Origin of the sequence: Phenylobacterium sp., assembly GCF_035944335.1 — a bacterium.
Lineage (GTDB): Bacteria > Pseudomonadota > Alphaproteobacteria > Caulobacterales > Caulobacteraceae > Phenylobacterium.
Genome location: NZ_DASZBG010000081.1, coordinates 1 through 13,806 on the forward strand (window position 1 = coordinate 1; position 13,806 = coordinate 13,806).

Genomic DNA, 13,806 nt, shown 5'->3' on the forward strand with positions numbered 1-13,806 from the left:
CTTGGGGGTCTTCATTGCGGGGGCCGCTCTCTCTCGGAACGCATCGCAAGATACCTGCCTAGGCCACCCCCGAGACCAGCGCCAAGCGCCATCCCGATATTTTCGTGCCCCAGGGCTCTTCCCAAGAAGAAACCTGCTCCCGCGCCCACGGCGATCAACACGAAGGTTGCGGGCTCGGTTTTCACCCCACGAGCATGAACCGCCGCCGCCGCGCGCTCAAGCCTCACGCGCGGCGGCGAATTTCAAACTCACCCACTACCGAGGGCTTCATGAGAACAAAAGTAGAACACGAGACGGGTCGGGAGTCAAAAGGATTCTTTGAACCACGGACTGTACGGATGGACACCGAAGCGGCCGTGCCCCGGAAAGGTCCGTGGGTTCCGTGAGTTGGACCGGACCCGATCAACGTCCTGCGTTCGTCGGAACGACGCGGACGACGGGGGCCTTCGCGGCCGAGACGGCGGGCATGCCCGCGGGCGGCCTCGTAGGCCGACCTTGCTTGGCCACCCGTCAACAGCGAAGCTGGCGCGGGTCAAGCGGGAAGAGGGTCGCGGGATGAAGCGGATCGGGATCGCGGGAACGGCCGCGCTTATCGCGGCGGTGGCGCCGGCCGCGTTCTGCGTTGCGGGTTCAAGCTTCGCGAAGCCGCCGCCGGGCCTGACGACCAAACAGCAGGCCGCCATCGATCGTTACATCACCGCGGAAATGGCGCGGGAGCGAATCCCCGGCCTTGAGCTGGGGGTTTATCGCCACGGGCGACCGCTGCTGGAGAAGGGCTATGGCCTCGCCAACATCGAGTGGGGCGCCAAGGTCACGCCCGACACCGTGATGCAGTCGGGGTCGGTCGGCAAACAGTTCACCGCCACCGCCGTTATGATGCTGGTGGAGGAGGGAAAGGTCGGTCTCGACGACTCCATCGTGAAGTACTTCCCGGACGCTCCGGAGAGCTGGAAGCCGATCCGCGTGAAGAACCTTCTCTCGCATACCTCAGGCCTCGCCGAGTACGAGGAAGGCGCCCTTGCCGAGCCGGGCGGCCCCTTCGACCTGCGCCTCGACTTCACCGACGAGGAGCTGCTGAAGAAGATCGAAGCCCTGCCCATCGAATATGCGCCCGGCGCCGGATGGGACTATCGCAACACCAACTACGTGCTGCTCGGCTTCATGGTCCGGAAGGTCACCAACCGATTCTACGGCGACGTCCTGCACGACCGCATCTTCGCGCCCCTCGGCATGACCAGGACGCGCGTCATCTCCGACGCCGACATCATCCCGGGCCGCGCCGCGGGCTACGAGATCAAGGGCGGGCGCCTGCGGAACCAGAGCTACGTCTCGCCCACTTTCAATCGCACGGCGGACGGCGCGCTCTATTTCAACGTGCGCGACCTGCAGAAGTGGGACCAGGCGCTCTATGGAGAGGCTTTGCTCAAGCGCGCCTCCCTGCAGCGGATGTGGACGCCCTTCGTCCTGAACGACGGCAAGCCCAACAGCGCGGGCTATGGCTTCGGGTGGGGGATCGGGAAGGTCAACGGCCACAAGGTGATCCGGCACAGCGGGTCGTGGCAGGGGTTCACCACCCAGATCTCCCGCTACGTCGATGACGGACTGACCGTGGTGGTGCTGGCCAACCTCGACTCCGACCACGCGCGGCCGGGGCAGATCGAGCACGTCGTGGCGGGGACGGTGCTGCCGGCGCTGATGCCGACGCCCCTGTCTCCGATCACCGACACCGACCCGGCCATCGCCGCCAAGGCGCGACGCATGATGGTCGCCGCGGTCGCCGGATCAGACCTCAGCCCCGAGTTCGTCGCAAAGAGCGGCTACACCTTCAAGCCCGACGACGGCGCTGAGTTCCGCGCCGCCCTGCCTCGGGCTTGGGCCGCGAGCCCGCTCGTCCTGGTGAAGCGGAGCGTTGACGATAAGGGCGCGACCAGCTCGGCCTTCCGTGTCGGCCCGCCCGGCGATACCCGCGTGGTCGCCCTGAGCACGGACAAGACCGGCAAGGCGATCAGCTTCCAGGTTCTCGCAGATCCAGATGCGCGATAGCGCGCACGGTCTCCCGGTCGCTCAGCGCGCGCTGACGCGCGAGCGGGTTCGAGGAGAGCCGCGCGGTCCATGAGGGAGGCCCCACAAAACCGCGCTCGGCCGCGGCGGGCCGGCTACATCCTCGGCGCCGCCGCCCTGATCTGCGCGGGGCTGTGGATCTCGCTGCACTATTGCCTGGTGGCCTGGAAGGCCGATCCCGACATCTTCGTCAGCGTCGCGCTGTGGCGCGGCGCGCAGGACCATGGGCTGGGGTTCCTGAAGACCTGGACCTATACCGAGGACAACTGGCTGTTCTCCCTGCTGCCCGTCTCGTCGCTGATCTATTCGGTGTTCGGGGCCACGGCCCGTGTGGCGGCCCTGGTGGGCTGGCTGTTCTTCGTGGCCTCCGTCGGGCTGACGGGGTGGCTGACCGCGCGGATGGCCGGGTGGCGAGCCGGCCTGGCGACCGCCGTCGTCCTGCTGTTCGCCAACTACCACGCCCTGGGCCACGTCGGATTCCTTGGCTATCCGATCACCCACAACGTGTCCCTGGCGTGGGGCCTGGTGGTCCTGTTGCTGGCCTACTGGGGACTTGAGCGACGCCTCTATGGGCCCTGCCTCGCGGCGGGCGTCATGCTCTACCTGGACGCCGTTTCGGACCCCTGGGCGAGCGCGGCGATCGCGGCGCCGCTGATCCTTACGAGCGGCGCCCTGGCGGTGCTGAACCGCGGCACGCGGCTCGGCGGCTGCGCCCGGGCGCTTTGCCTCGTCGCCGCGCTGGCGCTGTGGGCGGCCTACAAGCACCCGTTCGGCCTGCTGCAGTTCCTGCGAAGGGGCCATTTCCAGCCCGGCGGCTGGGACGCCCTCGTCACCAACCTGAGCCTCGGCTATCGCGCGCTGTCGGTGATGTTCAACATCGCGCCGGGCGCCAACCTCGACGAGCCGCGCACCAAGATCGTCTCGCTGGCGGCGCTGGCGGTGATGGTCGGCGGGGCGGCGGTGCTGACCTTGCTGGGGTGGCGCAGGGCCAGTCCCGGCCGCCAGCTGACGGGCGCCGTCTCGATCCTCTCGATCGGCGCGGTGACCGCGCTTTACCTTCTGGGCCCGCCGAATACGGGGATGTACGTCGCCCGGTTCTTCCCCAACCTCTATTTCCTGGGCGCCCTGCTGATCGCCACGGTCGCGGCGGAGAGGTGGCGCGCGTGGCCCTGGGCCCTGAAAGGGCTGGTCGCGATCTATGCGGCGCTGTTCATGGCGTCGGCGGCCGCCATGGCCCCGCAGGACTGGACCAGCCCGATCCCGTCGTCGGAACCGGCGCAGGCCCGCGCGCTGGGTGAGCTGCTCGAGGCCCATCACCTCACCTACGGCTACGGCCCCTATTGGGGCGCGAACGCCCTCGCGATGGACACGCTGACCGGCGGAGCGGTGACCGTGCGCCCGGTGGTGTTCCAGAACGGCCGGGTCGCCCGACGCCCGGTCGAGACCTCCAGCCTGTGGTACGCGCCGGGCGCCGAACCGGCCGGGGCGAGCCCGTTCCTGGTGATCCGCAGCGACATCGAGGGCTGTCCTGCCACCGACGCCTGCGAGGCGGCGGCGCGAGCCCAGTTCGGGGCGCCGGCCGAGCGGCTGACGCAGGGCGATGCGGTGGTGCTGGTCTGGCGGCGGCCGATGGCGCCGTTGCTCGATCGCTAGGGTGGTCCAGAGGAGCGGGCCACTGCGCCCTACTGCGCCCTACGGTTTAGCTGCGCCACATGCTCGCCTTTGTCCGGCCCTAAGACGATCCGGCGCGTCGGCGATGCGGAGAACAATCACCCGCTTGCCGGATCCGGCAGCCGACGCGACGGTTCCCAAACCCCTCGGTTCCAACTCGCGGCGGGCGTCCGGACAAGAGTCCCTTCGGACGCCCACCGCCCATTGGCGGGGGCGGTGTCAAACCTCGATGAGGGCGAATTCGATGCCGAGGTCGCGGTTCAGGACCGGTTTGGCGACGTTGTAGACCGGGATGCCGCGCGGGGTCTTGCCCTGGGCGGCGCCGCGGTGGGCGTGGCCGTGGACGACGCAGCGGACGCCGTCGAAGCGGTCGATGGTCTCGCCCAGGCGCGCGGAGCCCAGGAAGGGGAAGATCTCCTGCGGCTCGCCGACCACGGTGTCCTCGACCGGGGCGTAGTGCAGGACCACCACCGTGCGCTCGGTCTTGAGCATCCTGAGCGAGCTTTCCAGCTTCAGGGTCTCGTCGATGGAGGCCTGGACGAAGGTCTTGATCTCCGCCTCGCCGAAGGCCGAGAGCATGTAGCGGCCGAAGCCGCCGATGAATCCCTTGGAGCCGGCGAAGCCGACGCCGTTCACCTCGATGGGCTCGCCCTCCAGGCAGCGCATGCCGGCCTGGTGGAGGATGCGGGTCACCTCCTGCGGCTGGCCGCACTCGTAGTCGTGATTGCCGAGTACGCCGACGACGGGGATCGAGCAGGCCTGCAGGTCCTCGGCCAGGATCTCGGCCTCCGGGGTCTTGCCGAAGTTGGTCAGGTCGCCGCACAGCGCCAGCACGTCGGCCTCCTGGGAGATGCGGGAGAACAGCTCGCGGTAGGGATGGCGGTGGGTCTCGACGACGTGCAGATCGCCGATGGCCGCCAGCCGGAGCCTGCCGGCGCCGTTTCCGTCGATGGGGGCGGGGGCGGGATCAGGCGATCGGCTCATGCCGTTCCTCGAGCCCCTTGCCGACCACGTCGGCGAAGCCCCATTCGGTGATGTCGGTGACATAGTCGCGCGGACTGAACAGGCGGCCGCGGCAGACCCGGATGCGGGCCGGCGGCAGGCCGATCTGGGCCTGCAGGCGCCCGGTGAGCTCCTCCACGATCCAGGCGGGGACCCGGTCGCGCTCGGTGGGATAGACGAAGCGGAAGTTGAGCAGGTGCACCAGGAGCACCTCCCAGTAGGGCTCCATGTAGCGGAGCAGGCGCTTCCAATCGATGCGGTCGTTGGCCTTGAGGATGACGTGGACCACGTCGGCGCCGTCGTAGCGATAGCGGTCCTGGATGAACATCTTGGAGACGATCAGCTCGGTGGGGGGCGTGATGCCCACCTCCGCGCCATAGACGGTGATGGTGTCGCCGCCCTGGAACCACTCGTCGGTGACCGGGGCCGCGCCGTTGGACATGGCGAAGATCACGTCGAAGAAGTGGTCGTCCTGCCAGACCTTGGCGATCCAGCGCTCGTCCTCCACGTCGGTGCGGTAGCCGCGGTCCTGGAAGTAGCGGAGGATCCGCGGGTAGTCGCCGGCCTTGCAGAAGACGTCGAGATCCTTGGTCGGCCTGACGATGCCGGTGAAGGCGGTGACCGCGTAGGTGCCCGACAGCAGGAAGGGGATGCCGGACTCCTTCAGTAGCCGCAGGCTCTCGGCGTAGAAGGCCTCGGCCTCGGGGGGCGGCTCGAACGCGTCGTCTGGCGGCGCTTGGGACATGAGGGCTTGGACGCTCCGGCGGGGGCTGGGATAGGCGCCCTGGCCGGAAACGGCGGCCCATGCCCGCGGTTCCGCCGGCGCGAGGCCGAGTGACGCAGGCGGCAAGCTTAGCCATTGTTCTGATTTGAAGTTCTTTGCGCCCTCTGAGATAGTCGCGGCCGGTTCCGGGATTGCAGCACGGTTGCGTGCGAGACGGCCGGGACCCAAAAAAACAGCAAAAAAATCGTCCGCAGCCTGGAACCGGGCGGCCCGTTTGGTCGTTCGCAGGACAGGCGGGGGTGTGTCTTGTTTCCGGCCTGAGCGTCTCACGTTCGAGTTCGATCAGGTCATTGCCAGCATGCATCCCCAGGGTCGCAATCGCTCTGTTCCCGGGGGAACCATGCCGTCAGCCGCTGCCAAGTCCGTCACCAAGTCGGCGCGAGTTCCGCGCCCCAGTCCGACCGCGACCTCGCCGTCGGGCGTTAACGAGCTCCTGGGGGCGCTGCGCGCCTTCCGGCGCGGGGACTTCTCGGTACGATTGCCCAAGGGCCTGACCGGCATCGACGGCGAGATCGCCGAGGCCTTCAACGACGTGGTCGAGATGAACGACCGCATGACCAAGGAATTCGAGCGGCTGGGCGAGATCGTCGGCCGGCAGGGCAAGATCAACCACCGGGCCAGGCTGCCCGCGGCGCAGGGCTCCTGGGCGGCGAGCGTGGATGCGGTCAACACCCTGATCGCCGACATGGTCCACCCGACCGCCGAAATGGCCCGCGTGATCAACGCGGTGGCCAAGGGCGACCTCAGTCAGACCATGGACCTGGAGAACGAGGAGCGGCCGCTGCGCGGCGAATTCCTGCGCATCGGCAAGGTGGTGAACACCATGGTGGGCCAGCTGGGCTCCTTCGCCTCCGAAGTGACCCGCGTGGCGCGTGAAGTGGGTACGGAGGGCAAGCTGGGCGGCCAGGCGCAGGTGCGCGGCGTCGCCGGCACCTGGAAGGACCTGACCGACAATGTGAACCTGATGGCCGCCAACCTGACCGGCCAGGTGCGCAACATCGCCGAAGTGACCACCGCGGTGGCCAACGGCGACCTCTCCAAGAAGATCACCGCCGACGTGAAGGGCGAGATCCTGGAGCTGAAGGACACCATCAACACCATGGTGGACCAGCTGAACTCCTTCGCCTCCGAAGTGACACGTGTTGCTAGGGAAGTGGGTACGGAAGGGAAATTGGGCGGTCAGGCCCAGGTGAAGGGCGTCGCCGGCACCTGGAAGGAACTCACCGACAACGTGAACCTGATGGCCGGCAACCTGACCGGCCAGGTCCGCAACATCGCCGAAGTGACCACCGCCGTGGCCAACGGCGACCTCTCCAAGAAGATCACCGTCGACGTGAAGGGCGAGATCCTGGAGCTGAAGAACACCATCAACACCATGGTGGACCAGCTGAACGCCTTCGCCTCGGAAGTGACCCGGGTGGCCCGCGAAGTGGGTACGGAGGGCAAGCTCGGCGGTCAGGCCCGCGTGGAAGGCGTCACCGGCGCCTGGAAGGACCTCACCGACAACGTGAACTTCATGGCCGCCAACCTGACCGGCCAGGTCCGCAACATCGCCGAGGTGACCACCGCGGTGGCCAACGGCGACCTGTCGAAGAAGATCACCGTGGACGTGCGCGGCGAGATCCTGGAGCTGAAGCAGACCATCAACACCATGGTGGACCAGCTGAACTCCTTCGCCTCCGAAGTGACACGTGTTGCTAGGGAAGTGGGTACGGAAGGGAAATTGGGCGGTCAGGCCCAGGTGAAGGGCGTCGCCGGCACCTGGAAGGAACTGACGGACAACGTGAACCTGATGGCCGGCAACCTGACCGGCCAGGTGCGCAACATCGCCGAGGTGACCACCGCCGTGGCCAACGGCGACCTTTCGAAGAAGATCACCGTGGACGTGCGCGGGGAGATCCTGGAGCTGAAGAACACCATCAACACCATGGTGGACCAGCTGAACTCCTTCGCCTCCGAAGTGACCCGGGTGGCGAAGGAAGTGGGTACGGAAGGCAAGCTCGGCGGCCAGGCCCAGGTGAAGGGCGTCGCCGGCACCTGGAAGGACCTGACCGACAACGTGAACTTCATGGCCGCCAACCTGACCGGCCAGGTGCGCAACATCGCCGAGGTGACCACCGCGGTGGCCATGGGCGACTTGTCCAAGAAGATCACCGTGGACGTGCGCGGTGAAATCCTCGAGCTGAAGAACACCATCAACACCATGGTGGACCAGCTGAACTCCTTCGCCTCCGAAGTGACCCGGGTGGCGAGGGAAGTGGGTACGGAAGGCAAGCTCGGCGGCCAGGCTCAGGTGCGCGGCGTCGCCGGCACCTGGAAGGACCTGACCGACAACGTGAACCTGATGGCCGGCAACCTGACCGGCCAGGTGCGCAACATCGCCGACGTGACGACCGCGGTGGCGAAGGGCGACCTTTCCAAGAAGATCACCGTGGACGTGAAGGGCGAGATCCTGGAGCTGAAGAACACCATCAACACCATGGTGGACCAGCTGAACGCCTTCGCCTCCGAAGTGACCCGCGTGGCCCGCGAAGTGGGTACGGAAGGCAAGCTCGGCGGCCAGGCGCAGGTGCCCGGCGTGGCCGGCACCTGGAAGGACCTGACCGACAACGTGAACATGATGGCGGCCAACCTGACCGGTCAGGTCCGCAACATCGCCGACGTGGTGACCGCGGTGGCCATGGGCGACCTGAAGCGCAAGCTGACCCTGGACGCCAAGGGCGAGATCGCGGCCTTGGCCGACACCATCAACGGCATGATCGAGACGCTCGCCACCTTCGCCGACCAGGTGACCAACGTGGCCCGCGAAGTGGGTATCGAAGGCAAGCTCGGCGGCCAGGCCCGCGTGCCCGGCGCCGCCGGCCTGTGGCGCGACCTGACCGACAACGTGAACGAACTGGCCGCCAACCTGACCACCCAGGTGCGCGCCATCGCCGAGGTGTCCACCGCCGTGACCAAGGGCGACCTCACCCGCTCGATCACCGTGGAAGCCTCGGGCGAGGTGGAGGAGCTGAAGAACAACATCAACGAGATGATCCGGAACCTGCGCGATCAGACGTTGAAGAACACCGAGCAGGACTGGCTGAAGACCAACCTCGCCCGGTTCACCCGGATGCTGCAGGGCGAACGCGACCTGTCGACGGTGTCGAACCTGGTGCTGTCGGAACTGGCGCCGCTGATCAACGCCCAGCACGCGGTGTTCTACGTCTCCGACCGGGACGAGGAAGGCGCGATGGTGATGAACCTGGCCGCCTCCTACGCCTTCAACAGCCGCAAGCACCTGGCCAACCAGTTCGCGCTGCGCGAAGGCCTGATCGGGCAGTGCGCCTATGAGAAGTCGCGCATCCTGCTGACCAACGTCCCGCAGGACTATGTGCAGGTGAACTCCGGCCTCGGCGAAGCGCCGCCGTCGAACATCATCGTCCTGCCCGCCCTGTTCGAAGGCGAGGTGAAGGCGGTGATCGAACTGGCCACCTTCGGCGAGTTCAACGACACCCAGCAGCAGTTCCTCGACCAGCTGATGGAATCCATCGGCATCGTGCTCAACACCATCGCGGCCAACATGCGCACCGAGGGCCTGTTGAAGCAGTCGCAGCTGCTGACGTCGGAACTGCAGGCGCAGCAGGAGGAGCTGAAGAAGACCAACGACCGGCTCGAGCAACAGGCCGCGTCGCTGCGTCAATCGGAAGAGCTGCTCCGCACCAAGCAGGAGGAGCTGCAGCAGACCAACGCCGAGCTGCAGGAGAAGGCGCACCTGCTGTCGATCCAGAACCAGCAGGTGGAAGCCAAGAACCGCGAGGTCGAACAGGCCAAGATCGCCCTGGAGGAGAAGGCCGAACAGCTGGCGCTCACCTCGAAGTACAAGTCCGAGTTCCTGGCCAATATGAGCCACGAACTGCGGACGCCGCTGAACAGCCTGCTGATCCTGTCGAAGCTCCTGGCCGACAACGCTCAGGGCAACCTGTCGGACAAGCAGGTGGAGTTCGCCCGCAACATCCACGACGCGGGCACCGACCTGCTGGGGCTGATCAACGACATCCTCGACCTATCGAAGATCGAGAGCGGCACGGTCACCCTGGATATCGGCGAGATGTCCTTCGCCAGCCTCAAGGACCACGTCGACCGGACCTTCTCCCAGATCGCGGCGGACAAGAAGCTGGACTTCGTCGTCGACCTCGATCCGGCCCTGCCGCGCTCGATGTACACCGACGACAAGCGGCTGCAGCAGATCATCAAGAACCTGCTGTCGAACGCCTTCAAGTTCACGGAAAAGGGCCATGTGAAGCTGAAGGTCGAGCGTGTCCACGCCGGCTGGAACGTGTCCAACGACCACCTCAACACCGCCGGCCAGGTGCTGGCGCTGTCGGTGGAGGACTCGGGCATCGGCATCCCCGACGACAAGCAGCGGATCATCTTCGAGGCCTTCCAGCAGGCCGACGGCACCACCAGCCGCAAGTACGGCGGCACGGGCCTGGGCCTGTCGATCAGCCGCGAGATCACCCGCCTCCTGGGCGGCGAGCTGAAGGTGGCGAGCGTGCCCGGCAAGGGCTCGACCTTCACCCTGTTCCTGCCGCTGAACTTCAGCCCGGCCCAGGCGCCGAGCGCGGCGGCCCGCGCCGCGGCGGCGGCCATGCCGCGGCCGATGCTGATGCCCTCGGCCTTCTCCGAAGAGCCGGTGGAAGCCGTGGCCGACGACCGTGACTCCGTCGACTCGACCGACTCGGTGGTGCTCATCGTGGAGGACGATCCGCGCTTCGCCTCGATCCTCTTGTCCCTGGTCCGCGAGAGCGGGTTCAAGGGCGTGGTGACCGGGGAGGGCTCGGCCGCGCCGTCGCTGGCGCGCCGCTTCGGGCCCGATGCGATCATGCTCGACATCGGCCTGCCGGACATGGACGGCCTGGCGCTGCTCGACCTCCTGAAGCGCACGCCCGAGACGCGGCACATCCCGGTGCACGTCATCTCGGCCGACGACCAGAAGGGGCTCGGCCTGTCGATGGGCGCCTTCGGCTTCACCCACAAGCCGGTGGAGCGCGAGGTGGTGGTCTCGACCCTGCAGGGCGTCAAGAGCTTCGTCGACCGGGTCGACCGGCGCATCGTGCTGGTCGGCAAGGAAGGCGAGGCGGCCGACTTGCTGCGGGCCTGCTTCACCGAGGTGGAACTGGTGGCCGACCTGGAGGAAGTCCTCGCCCGGCCGGCGGCGGAGCGTCCGGACGGCCTGATGATCGAGGCCTCCGCGGCGTCGGCGGCTCATATCGTGGAGCTGATGAAACAGGCCGACGGCCGTTGCGTCCCGGCGGTGGTCTATGCCCCCGACGAGGTGGAGCCCGAGGACGACCGGCGGCTGCGGCTGGCGGTGTTCGGCGGCCTGATCCGGCTGGCCCGCACGCCCGACCAGCTGGTCGACCAGGCGAGCCTGCTGCTGCACGAACCGCTGGAACGCATGTCCGATCCCGCCAAGGCCAAGCTCAGCCAGAGCAAGCTCGACGATCCGATGCTGGCCGGCCGCAAGATCGTTGTCATCGACGACGACATCCGCAACATCTTCTCCCTGGCCTCGGCCCTCGAGGAGTATGGGGTGGAGCTGAGCTATGCCGAAAGCGGCCGGGCGGGTCTGGAAGTGCTCGAGGCGCAGCCGGACGTGGACGTGGTGCTGGTGGACATCATGATGCCGGACATGGACGGCTACGAGACCATCCGCGAGATCCGCTCCCGCGTCGGGCTGACCGATCTGCCGATCATCGCCGTCACGGCCAAGGCCATGAAGGGCGACCGGCAGAAGTGCATCCAGGCCGGCGCCTCGGACTACGTCTCCAAGCCGGTCGACATCGACCACCTGGTTTCGGTGCTGCGGGTTTCGATGCAGAGGGCCGACGCGATCCGGCTGGCCAGCGACACGGTGGTTTCCCTGATCCCGCAAGCGAGCTGACGTGACCCGAGCCGCGAAGGCCAATCTCTTGCCCCTCTCCTGGCGGGCGGAGCCCCAGGCTCCGCCCGATCCGGACACGCCGATCATGGCGCGGATCCTCATCGTCGACGACGATGAGCGAAACGCGTTCGCGGCCGTCCAGGCGCTGGAGGAGCTGGGTCACGAGCTGGTGGTGGCGCGCTCGGGCGAGGAGGCGCTGAAGCGGCTGCTCACCGAGGAATTCGCGGTCATCCTGCTCGATCTGCACATGCCGGGCATGGACGGCTACGAGACCGCGGAGTTCATCCGTTCGCGCAAGCGCACCGCCCGCACGCCGATCGTCTTCGTGACGGCGATCTTCCGCGACGAGGCGCACGTCTTCCAGGCCTATTCGGCCGGGGCGGTGGACGTGGTGTTCAAGCCCGTCGACCCGTTCATCCTGAAGTCCAAGGTGCAGGTCCTGGTGGACCTCTACCTGAAGACGGAAGAGGTGAAGCGCCAGGCGTCCTATCAGGAGTGGCTGCTCGACGAGCACGCCCGGGTGAAGGCCGAGAAGGACAAGGCCGAGCGGGCGCTGCGGGTCACCGAGGCGCGGCAGGAAGCGATCCTGAAGAGCCTGCCGATCGTCATCCATTCGCGCAGCATCGAGCCGCCCTACGCCCCGCAGTTCGTCTCCGACGCGGTGGAAGGGATGCTCGGCTATCCGGCCTCGCGGTTCGTGGAGGATCCGACCTTCGGGTCGAGCCTTATCCATCCTGAAGACCTTGAGATGGTGGTCCAGCGCGTCGCCAACGCGGTCAAGACGGGCGCCTACAGCGTCGAGTTCCGCATGCTCTGCGCCGACGGCCAGTATCGCGTCCTGCAGGACCAGGGCGTGGTCGCGCCCACCGAGGACGGGTCGGCGCGCGAGATCTTCGGCGTGATCCTCGACGCCACCGAGCGCAAGCAGCTGGAAGAGCAGCTGGCGCAGGCGCGCAAGATGGAGGCCGTCGGGCAGCTCACCGGCGGGGTGGCGCACGACTTCAACAACCTCCTGACCGTGGTGCTCGGCAACATCGACATGCTCGGCCGCAAGGCCGAGGACGAGCCGCGGCGGCTGCGCCGGATCGACGCCATCCGCCAGGCGACCGAGCGCGGCCGTGACCTGACCCGCCAGCTGCTGGCCTTCTCGCGCCGCCAGCACCTGTCGCCGGTGAGCCTGGACGTCAACGCCCTGATCGCCGACTTCACGCCGCTGATCCGCCAGGCGGTGGGCGAGGCTGTGACCCTGGATGTCCACCTGACCGGCAAGGGGCTCTGCGCCCACGTGGACCCGACGCAGCTCGAGACGGCGCTCCTGAACCTGGCGGTGAACGCCCGCGACGCCATGCCGGGCGGCGGGGTGCTGACCATCGCCACCTCGCGCGAGAAGACCGCCGCGGGCGACCGCGTGGTGATCGAGGTGCGCGACACCGGCGCCGGCATGTCGCCGGAGGTGCGCGAGCGGGTCTTCGAGCCCTTCTTCACCACCAAGGAGGTGGGCAAGGGTTCGGGGCTGGGCCTCAGCCAGGTCTATGGCTTCATGCGCCAGTCGGAGGGCGAGATGCGGCTGGAGAGCGAGGTCGGCAAGGGCGCCTCGTTCCAGCTGCGGCTGCCGGTGTCCGATGCGCCCGCCGAGGTGGTGCGCAGCGAGGCGCGGCCGGCCGAGGTGCAGGGCGGCTCCGAGCGCATCCTGCTGGTCGAGGACGATCCGACCGTGCTGGCCCTGACCCTCGATATGCTGAGCGGGCTCGGCTACAGCGCCCAGACCGCCACCAACGGCGCCGAGGCGCTGGAGATCATCCGCTCGGACGCCACGCTCGACATCCTGTTCACCGACGTGGTGATGCCGGGCGGGATGAGCGGCCTCGAACTCGCCCGCGCGGCGCGCGAGCTGCGGCCCGGCCTGCCGGTGCTGCTGACCTCGGGCTTCATGGGCGAAGGCGCGGTGCTGGAGACGGCGGAGTTCCCGCTGCTCGACAAGCCCTATGAGACGGCCGCCCTGGCCGCCAAGCTGCGCAAGATCCTCGACAAGCCGGTGCGCCGCAAGCGCAAGGCCGAGGGCGGTCCGCGCGCCAAGGTGGAAGAGCCCACCACGGTGGCGGCGGCGGAGTAGGGCGCGGGCCTTCCAACAATCGCCATGAACCCCTCCCTTCTCCCGCAAGGGGAGAAGGATTCTTTGCGCTAGGCCGCGCGGCGCCTGGCGATGCGGCGAAGGGCGGCAGCGAGGCGGCGGGCGTGCTTGCGGTCCATGTCGCGGTCGCGGGCCCCGCTGGACAGCGCGCGGGCCATGGATTCCAGCTCGTCGGCGGCGGCGCCGGGCGCGAAGGCGCGGGCCAGCAGGCCGGCCTCGGCGAGCGCGTTG

The 13,806-nt window shown here is 67.8% G+C and carries 7 protein-coding genes; 4 read left to right on the forward strand and 3 right to left on the reverse strand.

Going from position 1 to position 13,806, the window contains the following annotated elements; all coding sequences use genetic code 11:
- Positions 1-555: 555 nt before the first annotated feature.
- Both VGT80_RS13540 and VGT80_RS13545 read left to right on the forward strand, forming a co-directional pair.
- Positions 556-2,043, forward strand: a complete 1,488-nt coding sequence (locus VGT80_RS13540) for a serine hydrolase domain-containing protein (protein ID WP_327456630.1) — start codon at positions 556-558, stop codon at positions 2,041-2,043.
- A 69-nt stretch (positions 2,044-2,112) separates the two neighbouring features.
- Positions 2,113-3,714 (forward strand): hypothetical protein, encoded by a 1,602-nt coding sequence (locus VGT80_RS13545; RefSeq protein WP_327456631.1) that lies wholly within the window; start codon positions 2,113-2,115, stop codon positions 3,712-3,714.
- A gap of 237 nt (positions 3,715-3,951) precedes the next feature.
- Here VGT80_RS13545 and VGT80_RS13550 read toward each other — a convergent pair whose 3' ends face one another.
- On the reverse strand, positions 3,952-4,716 hold the full coding sequence (locus VGT80_RS13550) for a metallophosphoesterase family protein (protein WP_327456633.1): 765 nt from the start codon (positions 4,714-4,716) through the stop codon (positions 3,952-3,954).
- Entirely contained in the window at positions 4,700-5,479 is a 780-nt protein-coding gene (locus VGT80_RS13555) for a hypothetical protein (RefSeq protein WP_327456634.1), read from the reverse strand. Before VGT80_RS13555 ends, VGT80_RS13550 begins: the two co-directional genes overlap by 17 nt.
- Positions 5,480-5,858: 379 nt before the next feature.
- Between VGT80_RS13555 and VGT80_RS13560 the strand changes: the two genes are divergently transcribed.
- Complete coding sequence (locus VGT80_RS13560) at positions 5,859-11,444, forward strand: HAMP domain-containing protein (protein ID WP_327456636.1); 5,586 nt, start codon at positions 5,859-5,861, stop codon at positions 11,442-11,444.
- A gap of 1 nt (position 11,445) precedes the next feature.
- Positions 11,446-13,557, forward strand: a complete 2,112-nt coding sequence (locus VGT80_RS13565) for a response regulator (protein WP_327456637.1) — start codon at positions 11,446-11,448, stop codon at positions 13,555-13,557.
- Positions 13,558-13,625: 68 nt separating this feature from the next.
- On the opposite strand, the gene VGT80_RS13570 is transcribed toward VGT80_RS13565, so the two are convergent.
- The coding region (locus VGT80_RS13570) for a hypothetical protein (RefSeq protein WP_327456640.1) at positions 13,626-13,806 on the reverse strand (181 nt) is incomplete at its 5' end.